Consider the following 17,126-nt stretch of genomic DNA (forward strand, 5'->3'; position numbering starts at 1 on the left):
ATCGCGAACTGATGGATGGGCCGCTGGGTATCTACTCACCCAACCTGGACCCGCTGTCCGCCCTGGGCATCGAGGCGCGCACCGACGAGGAACGGCTCCGCTACGCAGAGCTGCAGGTGCAGATCGAGGCACGCCGTGTCGAGAAGCTGCTCGCCTACCAGCGTTCCTACGACGAGGCCTGGCAGCGCCTGAATCCCGGCATCCAGCGAGTGAATCTGCCTGACGACAAGTCCGACACCGGCACAAGCGCCAATCCCTTGCGCGGTTCAGGCCGCACGGCAGTGTTCATCAAGGACGGTTGCGCGGCCTGCGGGCAACTCGTGCAGCGCCTGCAATCCTCTGGTACCGAGTTCGACCTGTACATGGTCGGCAGCCGCCAGGACGATACACGCATCCGCGACTGGGCCAAGCGGGCGAACGTCGATCCGGCGCGCGTGCGCAGCGGTGGCATCACGCTCAACCATGATGGCGGGCGGTGGCTGTCGCTGAGCTTGCCCGGAGACCTTCCTGCGGTCGTGCGCGAGGTGAACGGTCAATGGCAGCGCCAGCCTTAGTGGCCACCTCCGTTTCGCAGTGCTTGCGCGCACTGGTGATCGCGGCGGGCCTGTGCGCCTGCGCCGCCCATGCCCAGGAGCTTCCGCCACCGGCTTACCAGCTTGCCGCACAGCGCGCAGGCATCCCCTCGACGGTGCTCTACGCCGTAGCCTTGCAAGAGAGCGGCATCCGACGCAATGGACGCATCGTCCCGTGGCCGTGGTCGCTCAACGTCGCTGGCCAGTCGCGTCGTTACGCAACACGCGCCGACGCCTGCGCCGGTTTGCAGCAGGCGATGCGCGCCACGCCGCACACACGCATCGACGCGGGCCTGGGCCAGATCAACCTCGGCTATCACCAGCAGCGCTACGTCAGTCCGTGCGACCTGCTCGACCCATACCGCAACCTCGCCATCGCCGCTGAAATCCTGAAGGAGCAGCACACCGCTGGCGAGGACTGGTTGCTGGCGATCGGTCGCTACCACCGTCCTGCGGGCGGAGAACCTGCCGCCCGTTACCGGCGTAGCGTGTCGCGCCATCTTGCCCGGGTGCAGGGCACGCATCCAACCGCTGCGGCCCTCGCCGTGCACCAGGAGAGATCCCCATGACGAAGTTCCCTCTGACCAACCTCACGCTGAAGGGCCTGCTCGTGCTGCTGGCGGCTCTGCCGCTGGCCTCGCGTGCCGGCGAGCCGCTGATCGTGGTCGAAGACCGTGGCGGCGCGTCGGCGCTGCCGTACTACGAGGCTCTGAACCTTCAGCCGCGCGCCGATGCGCCGGCCCGACCGCCCATCCCAATGCTCCCGGTGCCCGCCACGCCCATGGACGAGGCCGCGATGTTGCCGGTGCGCAGTGCCAAGCTCACGCCTGGCACCGTCGCGCGGCGTGTGATTGAAGCGCCCGGCCTGCGGCCGTTCGTGGTCATCGGCGACGACGAGGCTTCCCGGGCCTGGTTGCAGCGCCGCGCCGCCGCTTTGCGCGAACGTGGCGCGGTCGGCCTGGTCGTCAACGTCGAGACCGCGCAGGGCCTGGCGCGGCTGCGCGCCCTGGTGCCGGGCGTGCCGCTCGCGCCCGTGGCCGGCGACGACCTGGCCGATCGCCTGGGCCTGCGGCACTACCCGGCGCTGATCACGGCCACCGGCATCGAGCAATGAAGCCATGTCGGGCAAACAGCCGGTCGAGGTTCTGCTACGCCCAGCGGTGGAGCTATACACCGTCGCGGCGTGTGCAGGCGCCGCGTTTCTGTGCCTGGTGGCCCCATGGTCGCTCGCGCTGAGCCCGGCCATGGGCATCGGCAGCGCCTTGGCGTTCGGCGCCTACGGCGCGATCCGCTACCGCGATGCCCGCATCATCCTGCGCTACCGGCGCAACATCCGCCGTCTGCCGCGTTACGTGATGACCAGCAAGGACGTGCCGGTCAGCCAGCAGCGCCTATTCGTGGGGCGCGGCTTTCTCTGGGAGCAGAAGCACACGCATCGGCTGATGCAGACGTACCGGCCCGAGTTCCGCCGCTACGTCGAGCCGACGCCGGCCTACCGGCTGACCAGGCGCCTGGAGGAACGGCTGGAGTTCGCGCCATTGCCGCTCTCGCGCCTGCCGAAGCTCACCGGCTGGGACGCGCCTTTCAACCCCGTGCGCCCGTTGCCGCCTGTCGGCGGCCTGCCAAGGCTGCACGGCATCGAGCCCGACGAAGTGGACGTCAGCCTGCCGCTGGGCGAGCGCGTCGGGCACTCGCTGGTGCTGGGCACCACGCGGGTGGGCAAGACGCGCCTGGCCGAGTTGTTCGTCACGCAGGACATCCGTCGCAGGAATGCTGCCGGCGAGCATGAGGTCGTCATCGTCATCGACCCCAAGGGGGATGCCGATCTCTTGAAACGGATGTACGTCGAAGCCCAGCGCGCTGGCCGCGAAGGCGAGTTCTACATCTTCCACTTGGGCTGGCCGGAAATCAGCGCCCGCTACAACGCCGTGGGCCGCTTCGGTCGGATCTCGGAAGTGGCGACACGCATCGCGGGGCAGCTCTCCGGCGAAGGCAACAGCGCGGCGTTCCGCGAGTTCGCATGGCGCTTCGTGAACATCATCGCCCGCGCCCTGGTGGAACTGGGGCAGCGCCCGGACTACATGCTGATCCAGCGCCACGTCATCAACATCGACGCGCTGTTCATTGAGTACGCCCAGCACTACTTTGCCAAGACGGAGCCCAAGGCCTGGGAGGTGATCGTCCAGATCGAGGCCAAGCTCAACGAGAAGAACATCCCAAGGAACATGATCGGGCGCGAGAAGCGTGTGGTGGCGCTGGAGCAATACCTCTCCCAGGCGCGCAACTACGACCCTGTGCTCGATGGCCTGCGCTCGGCGGTGCGCTACGACAAGACCTACTTCGACAAGATCGTTGCATCGCTGCTGCCGCTGCTGGAAAAGCTCACGAGCGGCAAGATCGCCCAGCTCCTGGCGCCGAACTACTCCGACCTGGCCGACCCGCGCCCGATCTTCGACTGGATGCAGGTCATCCGAAAGCGGGCCATCGTCTATGTGGGTCTGGATGCGTTGTCTGACGCCGAGGTCGCCGCAGCGGTCGGCAATTCGATGTTCTCTGACCTGGTTTCGGTGGCCGGACACATCTACAAGCACGGAATCGACGATGGCCTGCCCGGCGCAGTGGCTGGCGCTCGCGTGCCGATCAACGTGCACGCGGACGAATTCAATGAACTGATGGGCGATGAATTCATCCCGCTCATCAACAAGGGCGGCGGTGCCGGCCTGCAAGTCACGGCGTACACGCAGACGCTCTCGGACATCGAGGCCCGCATCGGAAATCGCGCGAAGGCCGGCCAAGTGATCGGGAATTTCAACAATTTATTCATGTTGCGCGTGCGCGAGACGGCCACCGCGGAACTGCTGACGAGGCAGTTGCCGAAGGTCGAGGTCTATACAACCACCATCGTCTCGGGCGCGACGGACAGCTCAGACATCCGCGGCGCGACGGATTTCACGTCGAACACCCAGGACCGCATCAGCATGGCCAGCGTGCCGATGATCGAGCCGTCACACGTCGTCGGCCTGCCCAAGGGCCAGTGCTTCGCGCTGCTGCAGGGCGGCCAGCTCTGGAAGGTGCGTATGCCGCTGCCGGCGCCGGACCCGGATGAAGTGATGCCGGCGGACCTGCAGCANGCGCCCGATCTTCGACTGGATGCAGGTCATCCGAAAGCGGGCCATCGTCTATGTGGGTCTGGATGCGTTGTCTGACGCCGAGGTCGCCGCAGCGGTCGGCAATTCGATGTTCTCTGACCTGGTTTCGGTGGCCGGACACATCTACAAGCACGGAATCGACGATGGCCTGCCCGGCGCAGTGGCTGGCGCTCGCGTGCCGATCAACGTGCACGCGGACGAATTCAATGAACTGATGGGCGATGAATTCATCCCGCTCATCAACAAGGGCGGCGGTGCCGGCCTGCAAGTCACGGCGTACACGCAGACGCTCTCGGACATCGAGGCCCGCATCGGAAATCGCGCGAAGGCCGGCCAAGTGATCGGGAATTTCAACAATTTATTCATGTTGCGCGTGCGCGAGACGGCCACCGCGGAACTGCTGACGAGGCAGTTGCCGAAGGTCGAGGTCTATACAACCACCATCGTCTCGGGCGCGACGGACAGCTCAGACATCCGCGGCGCGACGGATTTCACGTCGAACACCCAGGACCGCATCAGCATGGCCAGCGTGCCGATGATCGAGCCGTCACACGTCGTCGGCCTGCCCAAGGGCCAGTGCTTCGCGCTGCTGCAGGGCGGCCAGCTCTGGAAGGTGCGTATGCCGCTGCCGGCGCCGGACCCGGATGAAGTGATGCCGGCGGACCTGCAGCAACTGGCCGGGTACATGCGCCAGAGCTACAGCGAGGCCACGCAGTGGTGGGAGTTCACCAGCTCGTCGGCCTTGCAGGATGCGGCCTTGCCCGACGACCTGCTGGACGATGCCGCTGCGGCCGAGCCCGGCGCGGTGGCCACCGGCGCCGACGATGGCGCGGGCAACGAGGCCGTGCCATGAAGGATGCCGCCTCGACCGCGCAGCGGGAGCAGAACCATCGCCAAGGCTTGATCGTCGGCACCATCACCTTACCGTTCCGGCTGCTCGGGGTGCTCATTGGCTCGCTGCTGTTCTCGATCGTGGTGGAGTGCGCCGGCATGCACCTGTTCTGGAAGGACCAGGGCTGGCGCCACTCCCAGCAGATGCTGCGGTACGAACTCGGGCACCTGTCCAACCACTTCACGCGCAGCGTGGTGGTACAGGAGCCCGGGCGCACGGCGCACGAGTTGGTGGATACCGGGTACGAGTGGGTGTTCGTGCGCTCGGGGTTGCTGGAGCGCATGAGCCAGACCGCCGAGCGCGTCCGCGCGCCCAGCCACGGGCAGAGCCGCAACTTCCGCTACTACATCAGCCAAGTCTATGTCTGGGCCGAAAGCTACCTGATCGCTGCGGCCTTCACGACGCTCACCTTCCTGGTGCGCCTGCTGGTCCTGGTGCTCACGCTGCCGCTGATCCTCACGGCGGCATTCGTCGGCCTGATTGACGGCCTGGTGCGACGGGATGTGCGCCGGTTCGGCGCGGGCCGCGAATCCGGCTTCATCTACCACCGCGCGAAGGCCAGCCTGATGCCGTTGGCCGTGCTGCCTTGGGTCACCTATCTCGCTCTGCCCATATCGGTGCATCCTCTGGTCATCCTGCTGCCCAGCGCGGCGTTGCTGGGGATGGCAGTCAGCCTGACCGCAGGCAGCTTCAAGAAGTACTTATGAGGTGACACGGGCGGCACGGCTCTGCAAAGCCGTGTGCCGTTCATCGGTTCTGCAGGGTATCAAGAGCAGCATCCAACGCCGTAACCGCCTCGACGACCGTTCTNGGCCCGCATCGGAAATCGCGCGAAGGCCGGCCAAGTGATCGGGAATTTCAACAATTTATTCATGTTGCGCGTGCGCGAGACGGCCACCGCGGAACTGCTGACGAGGCAGTTGCCGAAGGTCGAGGTCTATACAACCACCATCGTCTCGGGCGCGACGGACAGCTCAGACATCCGCGGCGCGACGGATTTCACGTCGAACACCCAGGACCGCATCAGCATGGCCAGCGTGCCGATGATCGAGCCGTCACACGTCGTCGGCCTGCCCAAGGGCCAGTGCTTCGCGCTGCTGCAGGGCGGCCAGCTCTGGAAGGTGCGTATGCCGCTGCCGGCGCCGGACCCGGATGAAGTGATGCCGGCGGACCTGCAGCAACTGGCCGGGTACATGCGCCAGAGCTACAGCGAGGCCACGCAGTGGTGGGAGTTCACCAGCTCGTCGGCCTTGCAGGATGCGGCCTTGCCCGACGACCTGCTGGACGATGCCGCTGCGGCCGAGCCCGGCGCGGTGGCCACCGGCGCCGACGATGGCGCGGGCAACGAGGCCGTGCCATGAAGGATGCCGCCTCGACCGCGCAGCGGGAGCAGAACCATCGCCAAGGCTTGATCGTCGGCACCATCACCTTACCGTTCCGGCTGCTCGGGGTGCTCATTGGCTCGCTGCTGTTCTCGATCGTGGTGGAGTGCGCCGGCATGCACCTGTTCTGGAAGGACCAGGGCTGGCGCCACTCCCAGCAGATGCTGCGGTACGAACTCGGGCACCTGTCCAACCACTTCACGCGCAGCGTGGTGGTACAGGAGCCCGGGCGCACGGCGCACGAGTTGGTGGATACCGGGTACGAGTGGGTGTTCGTGCGCTCGGGGTTGCTGGAGCGCATGAGCCAGACCGCCGAGCGCGTCCGCGCGCCCAGCCACGGGCAGAGCCGCAACTTCCGCTACTACATCAGCCAAGTCTATGTCTGGGCCGAAAGCTACCTGATCGCTGCGGCCTTCACGACGCTCACCTTCCTGGTGCGCCTGCTGGTCCTGGTGCTCACGCTGCCGCTGATCCTCACGGCGGCATTCGTCGGCCTGATTGACGGCCTGGTGCGACGGGATGTGCGCCGGTTCGGCGCGGGCCGCGAATCCGGCTTCATCTACCACCGCGCGAAGGCCAGCCTGATGCCGTTGGCCGTGCTGCCTTGGGTCACCTATCTCGCTCTGCCCATATCGGTGCATCCTCTGGTCATCCTGCTGCCCAGCGCGGCGTTGCTGGGGATGGCAGTCAGCCTGACCGCAGGCAGCTTCAAGAAGTACTTATGAGGTGACACGGGCGGCACGGCTCTGCAAAGCCGTGTGCCGTTCATCGGTTCTGCAGGGTATCAAGAGCAGCATCCAACGCCGTAACCGCCTCGACGACCGTTCTTACCGTCGCCCGATCAAACTCATGATCGCGCTGAGCGTCGTGCACACCGCTATTGAGGTAACCCCATTCAATACTCGTACCGCTGACATTGAGCAGCCGGACCAACGCCCCTACGGCATCCGGCGCACCCGCATGTTGCGCCGCGATACGCTCGACGGCCGACCGCAACTTGGTGCATTTATTGTTCAGCTCCCAAGGCGCGCGGGGCCCGCTCAGCTTGATGTCGATCCGGCCGTCCGCCCGCCGACCCAGCCACGTCCACAGGCGGTCCGTCAGACTCTCCAGCGCCGGCCGGGCCTGACGCAGTGCCTCGCGTTTCTCGTCAGCCGCCAACGCCTGCTGGGCCAGAAGAACATAGTTCTTCGCTGGCGGGTCGCTGTCGACCCGCAGTTCGTGCTCTCCCTGATGCGGGAGAAACTTGTAGCGCTTAATGGCCGCGGCGCGGCGCACGCCCAACTCCTGCTGGATGCGGTGCAGGAACTCCTCTGCGTGCGAGGTGAGGATAACCTGCTTGCCGTGGAGCAAACCGTCCTCGAAGAAGGTACGCCAGATGCCATCGCGATGGTCGTCGTCGATCGCGTTGACGACGTCATCGAATATGACCACGGGGCAGCCCTGCGCGAGGTTCTTGGCAAGCAGAATCGCCAGGCCCAGGCATTTGATGTGCCCTTCGCTGAAGACGATCAACGCGTCGTAGCGCGCGCCCGGCTCGCCGGCGAACTCCACCTCGATCTTGCCGTTCTCGGCCACGGGCAACCACAGCGCGTGCAGCAGATCGCCGGGCGGATCGGCCCGGTTGAATGCGTTGTAGAGATGGCGGGCTTGGTCTCCCAGCCCCTGTAGCAGAACCCCCGGCAGAGCGGTCAGGTATGCCTGAATCTCGGGCAGGAAGCCGTCGTAGGCGGCCTTGACCCGCTGATGGTGCACCACCACCGGCATTTCGTCCGTGGCCGCCTGGATCAGGCCGCGGTTCGCGTCGTCGAATTGGGCCACGGTTTGGCGGGCGGCCGCCAGCTCCTGATCCGCAGTCGTGCGCATGGTCCGCAGCCGTTCGATCTCCAGCTGATGCTGTTGCAGGCGGTCCCGCTCCTGGGCCATCGCGCCGCGCTGGGCATTCACGTCGCGCGCCTGCGCGTCGAAGCCTTCGATGATCTGTGCGATCCGTAAGAGGGCTTGCCAGGCGCGCTGGTCCCCATTCACCCCGCCGCCGAGCCAATTGCCCGCCGACGTGGGAGGCAGCAGTGGCAGGCCCGCGGCCTGCGATTCGGCAGGACAAGCGACCCCAGCCGCCGCCACCACGCGGCGCATTTCGTCACACAGCGCTCGGACCGCCTCGCTCAACTGCGTCCGATGCCCGGCCTCCTGCTGCTGCAGGACGGCCAGTTGCGCGAGCTGCTCCAGGCCCATTCGCGCCCTGGCGAACGGGTCCTGCGCCACGGCGGCCAGTTCGGTTCCACATGCCGGACACGCGGTCGCCCCGTCCGCCAACGCTTGCACGGCCTCGTAGAGCTTCGCGTACGACACCTCGCCGGCGCGGGCCGCGAGTTGCGCGGAAGACGCTTGCCACAGTCCCTGGACGCGGTAGGCCTCTGCCAGCAACGCTTGCAGGCGGGCCTGGGTCACCTCGTGAATGGCAGGCGGGTTGGCGTCCAGCTGAGCCTGGACATACGGTAGCCGTCCTTGCTGCTGCGGCGTACCCAGCAGCCAGTCCACGCAGGTTTGATAGGTCGCGCCAGGTGACATGCGCTGCGCCAAAGCTTGTTCCAGGCCCTCGACCGCTGCGATCTTCTGCGGGTAGGCGGCGATGGTCTGTTCGGAGTTCGCCAACTGCAGGCGACGCTGCGCCAGCTGCGCCGCCTGCACGCCGGCAAGCATCAGGTCCTGATCGAGCGAGGGGTTGAAGCCGCGCACGAACTCGCTGAACTGGTCCACGCCGAACAGGGTGGCGATGAGCTGGCGCTGATCGCTCGGGGTCCGCGCGGCGATTCGGGCGAAATCGTCGAGGCGGTTCTTCTCGATGAAGCAGAAGCGATACTCAGCTTCGTCGGGCTGGACGGCCTGCGCCTCGCCCGCCGCCGTAGACGACAGGACTGGCGCGATGTGGCGGCGCAGGCGAGCGTTGTTGCAGTACGTCCGCTGGTCGACCCGCTTGGCCTGCGCTTCGCTGATCGAACCGAGCATCGCCACTTCCAAGGCTTCGCAGAAGCTGCTCTTGCCGGTGCCGTTGGCACCGTAGACCAAGGTGATGTCATGGCTGAGGTCGAACGTCTCCTGCCGCATGAATCCTCGAAACGGCCCGACTTCGAGCTGGTGCAGTCGCCCGAGCGCCGGCCCGTTTTCGGGGCCGCGCGCGTCCCCGTCGTAGGCGACAGGCATCTGCGCCAGATGCGCGATGGCCAGCGGCGCCAAGCGCGTGGAGCGCCCCCGGCGTGCAGCACCGACCTCGGCCAGTGGCTGCAGGTGATCGAGCACCAGGTGCGCCAGCCGGCGCACGTCGTCGTGCACGTGCCGCTGCGTCAAGTGCGCCAGGAACCGGTGGTACTCCGAACGTATGCTTGCCACAGCGACCCCTCACTTGGTCAACCACTGACCGTAAGCCTCCACATCGATCATGGGGACCGTTCCACTGAACTGAAGCTGCGCGATCAGCTTGAAAAGAAACGCGGTCGCCGGCTTGTTTTCGTTGGTGTAGCTGTACGCGCCGCTGGCTTGGTCATAGAAAAAGTGCCCGTGGGCGGCAACGCATCCGATGTCCAGACGCCCCTCGGTGAGGTTTGCGTTCAGCGCCTTGTCCATGGATGGGCCCAATGCAGGACTCCATTCGCTCTCGAAGGTGAGCAAGCCACCCAGAATCGGAATCAACGGCTTCGCTGGGTAGGTCCCGCCAGCGTGCGGGATCGGCAGGCTCGTGCGGTGCAGCCTGCGCACACTGGCGACCTTCTCCTGGGCATAGGCCACAAGCCCCGCGTCAGCCGTCTGCTTGGCCTCGAACACGGCGTACACGCTTTCGGCTGGAATGATCGTCTCGTTCTCGTAGGTGAAGATAAAAGGCGAATATTGCCGATCAAACACCACCACATCGATCTGCTGGCTGAAGTTCCCCAGGCTGTCCACCACATGCGCCTTCGCCGCCTGGTACCGTTTGGGCAGATAGGTATCCAGCATGTCGATCCAGACGTTCTCGCTCGCATCCCCCTTCGTACCCGGGTGACCGAAGGTCTTGCGTACTACGGACAAGCGCTGCTGGATGTCTTCATGCAGGGACGACAGGAGCTGGGAAAGCGACCACTGGGACATGCTGTACCTCGATGGGACGTGTATGGAAGCCGATGGAATCAGGACAGTGGGAACTTGGGGCCAAACAGTGCGCGCCAGGCGCGAAGCGCTTCGATATTGCGACCACGACGCGCGTGGTCGATGGCGATGCTTGCGTCCTGGCTCGCCTGGAACAGCAGCTGCTGCGCGCGCTGCTTGCGCGCGGCATCCATATCGTTGCTGATCGCCGGGCCAAGTCCGGCGGGATCCGGCCACTCGTCATGAACTCGATCGGCAAGCGTGGCAAAGAACGACTGGATCTCGCGATCGAACGATCCTCCCCAGCCGCCGTAAAGACACTCAAGGGCCATTACCTCGATCAGGAACGAGGGCTTCACCGGCTTCAGATCGCCGTGCTTGGGATTGTTGTTCCAGTACTTCACCATGCGCACGAGACCTTTCCACTCATTGCCATAGGCTTGGTGCGCTGCGGTCGCCTTGTCCTTATGGATCTCCGGGTCCGTCTTGATCCACTTTCCGGACGCCGTATCGGGGATCTCATACTGGTCGCCGGTATCGAATGCGGGCACCGCATCCACGCTGACCACCCGGTAGTCCGTGTTGTCCTCCGCGTCGATGTGAACACCGAAATCCACGTTGATCGAGCGCGCCTGTTTGCGCACGGCCGCCGAACCGTATTTCTCCACCAATGCAGAGTGGAAATCATCCAGCACTACCGATGCGGCCTTGCCGTGGTAATGCTTCTCCGAGTCCTTCAGCACGAAGAAGATGTCGATATCCTTGAGCGGCTTCGTCTTCGTGTATCGAGCATAGGAACCGGTCAGGAAGCTGCGCGCAATGCCGAACTTGGTCTGCAGGTAGTCCCGCACTTCGTTCTGGCGTTGCGAGGCATTCTTCTGTTCGCGTTCGTTGAGTTCCAGACGCGACTTGAACTTGCGAAAAGCTTCATCGATCGACAGCATCAGCGTTGCCTCCAATATCCGGCCTGACCCGCCAGGCCGCTGTGTTCGACAGTCGAGCCTAGGCTCTGCTTGACCATTCCATCCGTCGAGCGATAACTTCCTTTGCTCCATCCCTCCACATCAGGTCGCCCTGGCTTTGTATCGAGCATTAACTTGTACTTGGCCTGCGATGGCAGCAGCCCAGCTTTCTTGATCGCGTACTTCAACTGCTCGGTATCTGTCCAGAAGCTGCCGTCGCCATCGGACCACCCATACACGATGTCGATATCCCATCGGGTCACGAGCTTGTCGGTTGCCGGGTTGTAGATCTCCAGAATCACCTTGCGCAGATCACCGGTCCCGAGCCACGTCTTGATGGCTCGGGTATTGCTCTCCCAGCGATCCGCAAAGTGCTCAGGGTCCAGCCCACTGAGCAGGATGATGTCTTTCAAGCTCTTGAGGATGTTGTCGGTCACATAGGTAACCGAGTGCGTGTACGAGTAGGTGGCGACGGTGCTCATGACTTGAGGAAACCTCCGAGGTCGAGCGACAGCGCTTGCCCAGCATCGGCCTGCGCCTGCGTGGCAATTCCTTGGCTCAAGTCCCGTGCAATGATGCGAGAACTGTGCTTTTTGAGCGCGCTTTGCACCCAGCCGAGCTGCTCCTTCGGACACGGCAGCGAGACTCCCCAGTCTCCCTTCAACGGCTCGAACCCCAAGACTTCTTCGTTGGCATCATCACCATAGATCGCGTCTTCGTCGAAGAGGCAGTAGATCCTGGTCCGTGGTCCATCGCATGTCGCAACGATGGGCGCGCTCTTGGGTGCCTGGTCGGCGATCAAGCTGGCGGCCACGCCCGTCACGGCCCTGAGTTCAGAGCGAGCCGTGCCGTCCTTGCCCTGAGTGAGCAGTTCGACAATGGCATCCCATGTCTGCAACGCATCGCGGTGCGGCGAGCTGCGAAACGTCCGGCTGACAACGGTGGTCATTTTTGCTTCCCTCCTTGAAGGCGCATTTGCTTTGCCTGTCGTATCGCACTGCGCAAGTGCTCTACGGAAAGCTTGTTCGGATCGATAGCCACTTGCGGGTCGGCCGCGAGGGCGTTGGCTACGACCTTGCGAATGGCCCGACCATCCAATCCGACGCACTCGCCAGCGCACGCGTCGAACTGGTGAGCCGAGGAAAGCTTGCCAATCCCCGGAAATGTCTTTGCCAGGCCATTCAGGCAGTCCACTAGGATCTGCTTGCAGGCATCCTTGCCGGGCAGTGGCACCTCCATCACCATGTCGCAACGAGATAGGAAGGCACTGTCGACGGCCTGTGGGAAGTTGCTGGTGGCCACGAACAGCAGATGCGGGTTGCGTTCGGCCAACATGTCCAACTGCACCAACACCGCGTCGGTGGCCCGGTGCACATCAACCGGGTTGGCTTCCAGGCTGAGCTTCGCTCGATCAGCCGCAAGCGTTTCGACCTCGTCCAGAAGGACGATCGTCGGGCCCGCCGCTGCGGATTCTGCGATCGATTGCGAGAACAGGTCTGCCACGGCGCGTTGAGTCTTTCCCATTGCAGAGCTCGTCAGCGTGTGAGGCTCCACTTCCAGCAATCGAAACTTCGCAGAAGAAAAAGATTCGGCCACACGATGCGCCAAGCCCCGTGCCAAGGAGGTCTTCCCAGTCCCCGGCGGGCCGACCAACAAGATCACGCCGTGCAGGGGGAGTACCGTGCGCTCCACCTTGGGGCGCACCGTGAAGTTGACGATCGCTTGTGACAGCAACTGTTTTTTGATGGCTTCGTCCATCACGATCGAATCCCACAAGTCACCCAGCGACTTATCCGGCAGCTTCCAGCTTCGATGGATGCCTTTCGGCAAAGTGGCGTCTGATGAAGGATTCTTGGTCATCCGTGGCTCTCGGCGGGTCAGAGAATGGTGCGATAGGTCGCCAGCACCTTGGTCGTTTGCACAAGGCCTTGGCGCAGCAGGATTTCGAGATAGCGGTCCACATCGATCGGCGGATGCTTGAGTTGGGCACGCTGGCGCTGCGCAGCCGACACTACGGCGGCCGCATCCAGATCCAGCAGGTTGTCCACAAACTCATCGGGGTGCTGCGATTCGATGCCGTACGGAGCCAGCAGATCGTTCGGGAAATCACGTTCGTTGAACGTCACAATCACGCTCGCACCGCAGCGAATCGCCGCAGCCAGGACGTGCCGATCGTTCGGATCGGGTAATGTCAGGCCTGCCACGAGCGCTTCGTAGCCCTCCACCAAGCCGTCCGGAATGGCCCTGTCCATGAGATCCGACGTCCTGTCGACCTGAACCCGGGTGAGATCGGGGCGGTTGATCAACAGATTGCGTTTCCACTCCTCATGAATGGCTTGGCTCCACCGCGCCCGGAAGCGGCCAGACAGGCCGAGCCACATCAGGAAATCCCGCAGTGGCGCGGGATATAGAACGCACGCGTCGTAGACGGCGGTGAATGGGGAATGCCTCATTCGTATCCCATTCCCAACTCTTGCGACTGCTGAGCGAGTTCGGCCATCGCCTGCTCACTGGCGCGCTCGCGCGCTTCCTTGTACTGCATCAGATCGGCGAACCTCACCCTGCGGTGCTTGCCGGTGCGATGAAATGCCAACACCCCATCTTCTAGCAGCTTGACGAAATGGGGACGGGACACGTTGAGCAAGTCCGCCGCCTCTTGGGTCGTCAGCTCTGCATGGACGGGCACCACCTTTACTGCATTGCCATCGGCCAACTCGGCCAGGATGTCGACCAGCAGGCGTAAAGCCGAGGTAGGCAGTTCCACCTGATGAGCCTGTTTGTGGTCATCAAAGATCTGGATGTGCTGCGTCTCGAACTGGGTTGCGAGGTAAGCCGCCAAGGCACGTTGACCCTGGACGGCTGCCTTAACCTCTCCCGCGGCGGGAAGGGTCATCTTGGATTGGGCAGTGGCGGTGGTCATGGGTAGCTCCTAAGCGAAAACGGTTGCAGAGCCGATCATATTCGAAACACTCGAAAAACGCAATAATCGAAACTCCACCCGGGCTTTTGTAGGTTCGCTCGCGGTATGCCCAATCCGGTCGTCCGCCAGTTCCTATTGTTTGCGGCCTAAAACAGCCCTGATCTCCACGATCACCCCATTGCTGATCACACAGGAATGGCGCGATGGTGGCTTCGATCTGGCTGCGCGCCGCGCATCGCGGCGTGCCCACTTTTCTCGTGACGGCCCTCCTGCTGGGTCAGTCCCAGATGGCCTTGGCCGAGTCTCCGGCACAGCGCCAGGAGCTGGTCGCCGCACTGCGCCAGCTCGACGCGCTGGAGCGCACCGTCGCGGACAGCGCCGCGCATGCCCCCATCCAGCCGGGCGAGCGCTACCACTTCGACTACCCGCGGCTGCTGGCTGACCTGGCGCGCGTTCGCGCCGGCATCCAGTTTCACCTGACGCCATCGCGCGCTCAGCCGCGCGACCCCTCCGAACTGGCCGGCGACTACCGCACCGAGCGGGCGGCCGAGCCGCTGCCGGCGACGACTGCGGGGGGCAAGCAATGAACGGCGCCCAGGTCTCGGCATTTCAAGCCAACAGCGGCATCGCGCCTTCCGCAATGGCGACCGTCCTGGTCGGCGTCGTGTTCGCGGTCCTGCTCGTGTGGGGCGTCTGGGCCATCCGAACGGCCTACGTGGGGTGGTCCGAGAGCCGCCTCAACCAGCGCCAGTTCCTCGGCGTCTGCATCCGCTTCGTCGCGATGTACCTCGTCCTGAGTTTCTTCCTTCTGTCCTGACCTGAAAGGCCCGACCATGCACAACCGCATCCTCACTTCCCGTCTCGCCCAGCGCGCCGCCATGGCCCTGGGCGCCGCCGCGCTGCCCGCGCTGTCGTTCGCGCAAGGCCTGCCGCAGTTGGAGAACCCGACGCGCGGCACCGGCAACGGCATCATGGAGACGATCCGCAACTACGGCTACGACATCATCATGCTCGTGGCCCTGCTGGTGGTGGCGTCGATGTTCATCGGCGTCTGCTACCACGCCTACGGAACCTACGCGGAGATCCACACCGGCCGCAAGACGTGGGGCCAATTCGGCCTCACGGTCGCCATCGGCGCCGTGTTGCTCGTGATCGGCATCTGGCTGCTCACCGAAGCCACGGGCATCCTGTAAGGCGAGGCCGGTATGTCCGAGCAGCAGCACGTCCGTGCGGACGGGACGGTCACGTTCCTTCCGCACCGNCCTGCTGGGTCAGTCCCAGATGGCCTTGGCCGAGTCTCCGGCACAGCGCCAGGAGCTGGTCGCCGCACTGCGCCAGCTCGACGCGCTGGAGCGCACCGTCGCGGACAGCGCCGCGCATGCCCCCATCCAGCCGGGCGAGCGCTACCACTTCGACTACCCGCGGCTGCTGGCTGACCTGGCGCGCGTTCGCGCCGGCATCCAGTTTCACCTGACGCCATCGCGCGCTCAGCCGCGCGACCCCTCCGAACTGGCCGGCGACTACCGCACCGAGCGGGCGGCCGAGCCGCTGCCGGCGACGACTGCGGGGGGCAAGCAATGAACGGCGCCCAGGTCTCGGCATTTCAAGCCAACAGCGGCATCGCGCCTTCCGCAATGGCGACCGTCCTGGTCGGCGTCGTGTTCGCGGTCCTGCTCGTGTGGGGCGTCTGGGCCATCCGAACGGCCTACGTGGGGTGGTCCGAGAGCCGCCTCAACCAGCGCCAGTTCCTCGGCGTCTGCATCCGCTTCGTCGCGATGTACCTCGTCCTGAGTTTCTTCCTTCTGTCCTGACCTGAAAGGCCCGACCATGCACAACCGCATCCTCACTTCCCGTCTCGCCCAGCGCGCCGCCATGGCCCTGGGCGCCGCCGCGCTGCCCGCGCTGTCGTTCGCGCAAGGCCTGCCGCAGTTGGAGAACCCGACGCGCGGCACCGGCAACGGCATCATGGAGACGATCCGCAACTACGGCTACGACATCATCATGCTCGTGGCCCTGCTGGTGGTGGCGTCGATGTTCATCGGCGTCTGCTACCACGCCTACGGAACCTACGCGGAGATCCACACCGGCCGCAAGACGTGGGGCCAATTCGGCCTCACGGTCGCCATCGGCGCCGTGTTGCTCGTGATCGGCATCTGGCTGCTCACCGAAGCCACGGGCATCCTGTAAGGCGAGGCCGGTATGTCCGAGCAGCAGCACGTCCGTGCGGACGGGACGGTCACGTTCCTTCCGCACCGGCTCAACCGCCATCCCGTTGTCGTGCGCGGCCTCACCGCCGACGAGCTGTGGATCTGCTGCGGCCTGTCCGGCGCCGCCGGCCTGCTGGTCGGCGCGCCGCTTTCGTGGGTGTTCCGCACGATCGCCATCGCACCGACGTTCGTTGTCCTGGGCGTGGCCTTGGGCGTGTTCATCGGCGGCGGCATCCTGCGCCGCCTCAAGCGTGGGCGCCCCGACACCTGNGGACAGCGCCGCGCATGCCCCCATCCAGCCGGGCGAGCGCTACCACTTCGACTACCCGCGGCTGCTGGCTGACCTGGCGCGCGTTCGCGCCGGCATCCAGTTTCACCTGACGCCATCGCGCGCTCAGCCGCGCGACCCCTCCGAACTGGCCGGCGACTACCGCACCGAGCGGGCGGCCGAGCCGCTGCCGGCGACGACTGCGGGGGGCAAGCAATGAACGGCGCCCAGGTCTCGGCATTTCAAGCCAACAGCGGCATCGCGCCTTCCGCAATGGCGACCGTCCTGGTCGGCGTCGTGTTCGCGGTCCTGCTCGTGTGGGGCGTCTGGGCCATCCGAACGGCCTACGTGGGGTGGTCCGAGAGCCGCCTCAACCAGCGCCAGTTCCTCGGCGTCTGCATCCGCTTCGTCGCGATGTACCTCGTCCTGAGTTTCTTCCTTCTGTCCTGACCTGAAAGGCCCGACCATGCACAACCGCATCCTCACTTCCCGTCTCGCCCAGCGCGCCGCCATGGCCCTGGGCGCCGCCGCGCTGCCCGCGCTGTCGTTCGCGCAAGGCCTGCCGCAGTTGGAGAACCCGACGCGCGGCACCGGCAACGGCATCATGGAGACGATCCGCAACTACGGCTACGACATCATCATGCTCGTGGCC

At 64.9% G+C, this 17,126-nt stretch carries 22 protein-coding genes and 5 pseudogenes (1 of these 27 cut by a window edge); 19 read left to right on the top strand and 8 right to left on the bottom strand.

Annotated elements, in window-relative coordinates; genetic code table 11:
• The 8 genes and pseudogenes from C1I89_RS18830 to C1I89_RS18865 all read left to right on the top strand — a co-directional run.
• Window positions 1–554 (top strand): TIGR03759 family integrating conjugative element protein (locus C1I89_RS18830; RefSeq protein WP_102774189.1); only part of this gene is annotated, 554 nt, incomplete at its 5' end.
• On the top strand, window positions 536–1,141 hold the full coding sequence (locus C1I89_RS18835; RefSeq protein ID WP_058163681.1) for a transglycosylase SLT domain-containing protein: 606 nt from the start codon (window positions 536–538) through the stop codon (window positions 1,139–1,141). The genes C1I89_RS18830 and C1I89_RS18835, both read left to right, overlap by 19 nt.
• On the top strand, window positions 1,138–1,686 hold the full coding sequence (locus C1I89_RS18840; RefSeq protein ID WP_102774190.1) for an integrating conjugative element protein: 549 nt from the start codon (window positions 1,138–1,140) through the stop codon (window positions 1,684–1,686). The genes C1I89_RS18835 and C1I89_RS18840 overlap by 4 nt, the downstream gene beginning before the upstream one ends.
• A 4-nt stretch (window positions 1,687–1,690) precedes the next feature.
• Window positions 1,691–3,700: pseudogene (traD, locus tag C1I89_RS18845) on the top strand (type IV conjugative transfer system coupling protein TraD); the annotation flags it as partial.
• A gap of 4 nt (window positions 3,701–3,704) precedes the next feature.
• Window positions 3,705–4,574: pseudogene (locus tag C1I89_RS18850) on the top strand (TraM recognition domain-containing protein); the annotation flags it as partial.
• Window positions 4,571–5,320, top strand: coding sequence for a TIGR03747 family integrating conjugative element membrane protein (locus C1I89_RS18855; RefSeq protein ID WP_003109778.1), 750 nt, complete (start codon window positions 4,571–4,573; stop codon window positions 5,318–5,320). The pseudogene C1I89_RS18850 and the gene C1I89_RS18855, both read left to right, overlap by 4 nt.
• Window positions 5,321–5,425: 105 nt before the next feature.
• A pseudogene (locus C1I89_RS18860) lies at window positions 5,426–5,974 on the top strand (type IV conjugative transfer system coupling protein TraD); the annotation flags it as partial.
• Window positions 5,971–6,720: a TIGR03747 family integrating conjugative element membrane protein gene (locus C1I89_RS18865; protein ID WP_003109778.1), complete on the top strand. Its 750-nt coding sequence runs from the start codon at window positions 5,971–5,973 to the stop codon at window positions 6,718–6,720. The pseudogene C1I89_RS18860 and the gene C1I89_RS18865, both read left to right, overlap by 4 nt.
• A 40-nt stretch (window positions 6,721–6,760) precedes the next feature.
• Here C1I89_RS18865 and C1I89_RS18870 read toward each other — a convergent pair whose 3' ends face one another.
• From C1I89_RS18870 to C1I89_RS18905, 8 genes are read right to left on the bottom strand one after another with little or no spacing between them, the layout of a single operon-like run.
• Window positions 6,761–9,385 carry an AAA family ATPase gene (locus C1I89_RS18870; protein ID WP_003116812.1) on the bottom strand — a complete coding sequence of 875 codons (2,625 nt, stop codon included), beginning with the start codon at window positions 9,383–9,385 and terminating at the stop codon, window positions 6,761–6,763.
• A gap of 9 nt (window positions 9,386–9,394) precedes the next feature.
• On the bottom strand, window positions 9,395–10,120 hold the full coding sequence (nucC, locus tag C1I89_RS18875; protein ID WP_003050273.1) for a CBASS effector endonuclease NucC: 726 nt from the start codon (window positions 10,118–10,120) through the stop codon (window positions 9,395–9,397).
• A gap of 38 nt (window positions 10,121–10,158) precedes the next feature.
• Window positions 10,159–11,061: a CBASS oligonucleotide cyclase gene (locus tag C1I89_RS18880; protein ID WP_003153640.1), complete on the bottom strand. Its 903-nt coding sequence runs from the start codon at window positions 11,059–11,061 to the stop codon at window positions 10,159–10,161.
• Window positions 11,061–11,561, bottom strand: coding sequence for a type III CBASS phage resistance system CD-NTase-associated protein Cap7 (gene cap7 / locus C1I89_RS18885; RefSeq protein WP_003090159.1), 501 nt, complete (start codon window positions 11,559–11,561; stop codon window positions 11,061–11,063). Before cap7 ends, C1I89_RS18880 begins: the two co-directional genes overlap by 1 nt.
• A complete protein-coding gene (gene cap8 / locus C1I89_RS18890) occupies window positions 11,558–12,028 on the bottom strand; it encodes a type III CBASS phage resistance system CD-NTase-associated protein Cap8 (RefSeq protein ID WP_003153638.1) in 471 nt (156 codons plus the stop codon). The genes cap7 and cap8 overlap by 4 nt, the downstream gene beginning before the upstream one ends.
• Window positions 12,025–12,939, bottom strand: a complete 915-nt coding sequence (cap6, locus tag C1I89_RS18895) for a CBASS system CD-NTase-associated protein Cap6 (protein WP_003050256.1) — start codon at window positions 12,937–12,939, stop codon at window positions 12,025–12,027. Before cap6 ends, cap8 begins: the two co-directional genes overlap by 4 nt.
• Before the next feature lie 17 nt (window positions 12,940–12,956).
• Window positions 12,957–13,532 (bottom strand): PIN domain-containing protein, encoded by a 576-nt coding sequence (locus tag C1I89_RS18900; RefSeq protein WP_003153636.1) that lies wholly within the window; start codon window positions 13,530–13,532, stop codon window positions 12,957–12,959.
• Entirely contained in the window at window positions 13,529–13,999 is a 471-nt protein-coding gene (locus C1I89_RS18905) for a helix-turn-helix domain-containing protein (protein ID WP_003050245.1), read from the bottom strand. Before C1I89_RS18905 ends, C1I89_RS18900 begins: the two co-directional genes overlap by 4 nt.
• Window positions 14,000–14,202: 203 nt before the next feature.
• Between C1I89_RS18905 and C1I89_RS18910 the strand changes: the two genes are divergently transcribed.
• Complete coding sequence (locus tag C1I89_RS18910) at window positions 14,203–14,586, top strand: RAQPRD family integrative conjugative element protein (RefSeq protein ID WP_003090167.1); 384 nt, start codon at window positions 14,203–14,205, stop codon at window positions 14,584–14,586.
• Window positions 14,583–14,816: a TIGR03758 family integrating conjugative element protein gene (locus C1I89_RS18915; RefSeq protein ID WP_003050225.1), complete on the top strand. Its 234-nt coding sequence runs from the start codon at window positions 14,583–14,585 to the stop codon at window positions 14,814–14,816. Before C1I89_RS18910 ends, C1I89_RS18915 begins: the two co-directional genes overlap by 4 nt.
• Before the next feature lie 16 nt (window positions 14,817–14,832).
• Window positions 14,833–15,192: a TIGR03745 family integrating conjugative element membrane protein gene (locus C1I89_RS18920; protein WP_003153634.1), complete on the top strand. Its 360-nt coding sequence runs from the start codon at window positions 14,833–14,835 to the stop codon at window positions 15,190–15,192.
• Window positions 15,193–15,226: 34 nt separating this feature from the next.
• Window positions 15,227–15,580: an RAQPRD family integrative conjugative element protein gene (locus C1I89_RS18925; protein ID WP_440130644.1), complete on the top strand. Its 354-nt coding sequence runs from the start codon at window positions 15,227–15,229 to the stop codon at window positions 15,578–15,580.
• The gene (locus C1I89_RS18930; protein WP_003050225.1) at window positions 15,577–15,810 is read left to right on the top strand and encodes a TIGR03758 family integrating conjugative element protein; all 234 of its coding nucleotides are present in this window, start codon (window positions 15,577–15,579) and stop codon (window positions 15,808–15,810) included. Before C1I89_RS18925 ends, C1I89_RS18930 begins: the two co-directional genes overlap by 4 nt.
• A 16-nt stretch (window positions 15,811–15,826) precedes the next feature.
• Window positions 15,827–16,186: a TIGR03745 family integrating conjugative element membrane protein gene (locus C1I89_RS18935; RefSeq protein WP_003153634.1), complete on the top strand. Its 360-nt coding sequence runs from the start codon at window positions 15,827–15,829 to the stop codon at window positions 16,184–16,186.
• Window positions 16,187–16,198: 12 nt separating this feature from the next.
• Complete coding sequence (locus C1I89_RS18940) at window positions 16,199–16,549, top strand: TIGR03750 family conjugal transfer protein (RefSeq protein ID WP_440130645.1); 351 nt, start codon at window positions 16,199–16,201, stop codon at window positions 16,547–16,549.
• A pseudogene (locus C1I89_RS18945) lies at window positions 16,470–16,694 on the top strand (RAQPRD family integrative conjugative element protein); the annotation flags it as partial. The gene C1I89_RS18940 and the pseudogene C1I89_RS18945, both read left to right, overlap by 80 nt.
• Entirely contained in the window at window positions 16,691–16,924 is a 234-nt protein-coding gene (locus C1I89_RS18950; protein ID WP_003050225.1) for a TIGR03758 family integrating conjugative element protein, read from the top strand. The pseudogene C1I89_RS18945 and the gene C1I89_RS18950, both read left to right, overlap by 4 nt.
• Before the next feature lie 16 nt (window positions 16,925–16,940).
• Window positions 16,941–17,126 (top strand): annotated as a pseudogene (locus C1I89_RS35920) (DUF2976 domain-containing protein); the annotation flags it as partial.
• A protein-coding gene (locus C1I89_RS18955; RefSeq protein ID WP_440130652.1) for a TIGR03749 family integrating conjugative element protein crosses the window boundary here: on the top strand, window positions 17,115–17,126 show its beginning. The gene runs 828 nt beyond the window's last position; only the first 12 of its 840 coding nucleotides appear in the window; its start codon is at window positions 17,115–17,117; the stop codon falls past the right edge of the window. The pseudogene C1I89_RS35920 and the gene C1I89_RS18955, both read left to right, overlap by 12 nt.

This window comes from Achromobacter pulmonis (assembly GCF_002885955.2).
Lineage (GTDB): Bacteria > Pseudomonadota > Gammaproteobacteria > Burkholderiales > Burkholderiaceae_B > Achromobacter > Achromobacter pulmonis_A.

Coding starts and splice junctions, on each gene's coding strand:
- C1I89_RS18930 (WP_003050225.1), top strand. CDS start 15,577: ATGAACGGCGCCCAGGTCTCGGCATTTCAAGCCAACAGCGGCATCGCG.
- C1I89_RS18910 (WP_003090167.1), top strand. CDS start 14,203: ATGGTGGCTTCGATCTGGCTGCGCGCCGCGCATCGCGGCGTGCCCACT.
- cap6 (WP_003050256.1), bottom strand. CDS start 12,939: ATGACCAAGAATCCTTCATCAGACGCCACTTTGCCGAAAGGCATCCAT.
- C1I89_RS18905 (WP_003050245.1), bottom strand. CDS start 13,999: ATGACCACCGCCACTGCCCAATCCAAGATGACCCTTCCCGCCGCGGGA.
- nucC (WP_003050273.1), bottom strand. CDS start 10,120: ATGTCCCAGTGGTCGCTTTCCCAGCTCCTGTCGTCCCTGCATGAAGAC.
- C1I89_RS18835 (WP_058163681.1), top strand. CDS start 536: ATGGCAGCGCCAGCCTTAGTGGCCACCTCCGTTTCGCAGTGCTTGCGC.
- cap8 (WP_003153638.1), bottom strand. CDS start 12,028: ATGACCACCGTTGTCAGCCGGACGTTTCGCAGCTCGCCGCACCGCGAT.
- C1I89_RS18880 (WP_003153640.1), bottom strand. CDS start 11,061: ATGCTGTCGATCGATGAAGCTTTTCGCAAGTTCAAGTCGCGTCTGGAA.
- C1I89_RS18865 (WP_003109778.1), top strand. CDS start 5,971: ATGAAGGATGCCGCCTCGACCGCGCAGCGGGAGCAGAACCATCGCCAA.
- C1I89_RS18915 (WP_003050225.1), top strand. CDS start 14,583: ATGAACGGCGCCCAGGTCTCGGCATTTCAAGCCAACAGCGGCATCGCG.
- C1I89_RS18935 (WP_003153634.1), top strand. CDS start 15,827: ATGCACAACCGCATCCTCACTTCCCGTCTCGCCCAGCGCGCCGCCATG.
- C1I89_RS18900 (WP_003153636.1), bottom strand. CDS start 13,532: ATGAGGCATTCCCCATTCACCGCCGTCTACGACGCGTGCGTTCTATAT.
- C1I89_RS18920 (WP_003153634.1), top strand. CDS start 14,833: ATGCACAACCGCATCCTCACTTCCCGTCTCGCCCAGCGCGCCGCCATG.
- C1I89_RS18855 (WP_003109778.1), top strand. CDS start 4,571: ATGAAGGATGCCGCCTCGACCGCGCAGCGGGAGCAGAACCATCGCCAA.
- C1I89_RS18950 (WP_003050225.1), top strand. CDS start 16,691: ATGAACGGCGCCCAGGTCTCGGCATTTCAAGCCAACAGCGGCATCGCG.
- C1I89_RS18840 (WP_102774190.1), top strand. CDS start 1,138: ATGACGAAGTTCCCTCTGACCAACCTCACGCTGAAGGGCCTGCTCGTG.
- cap7 (WP_003090159.1), bottom strand. CDS start 11,561: ATGAGCACCGTCGCCACCTACTCGTACACGCACTCGGTTACCTATGTG.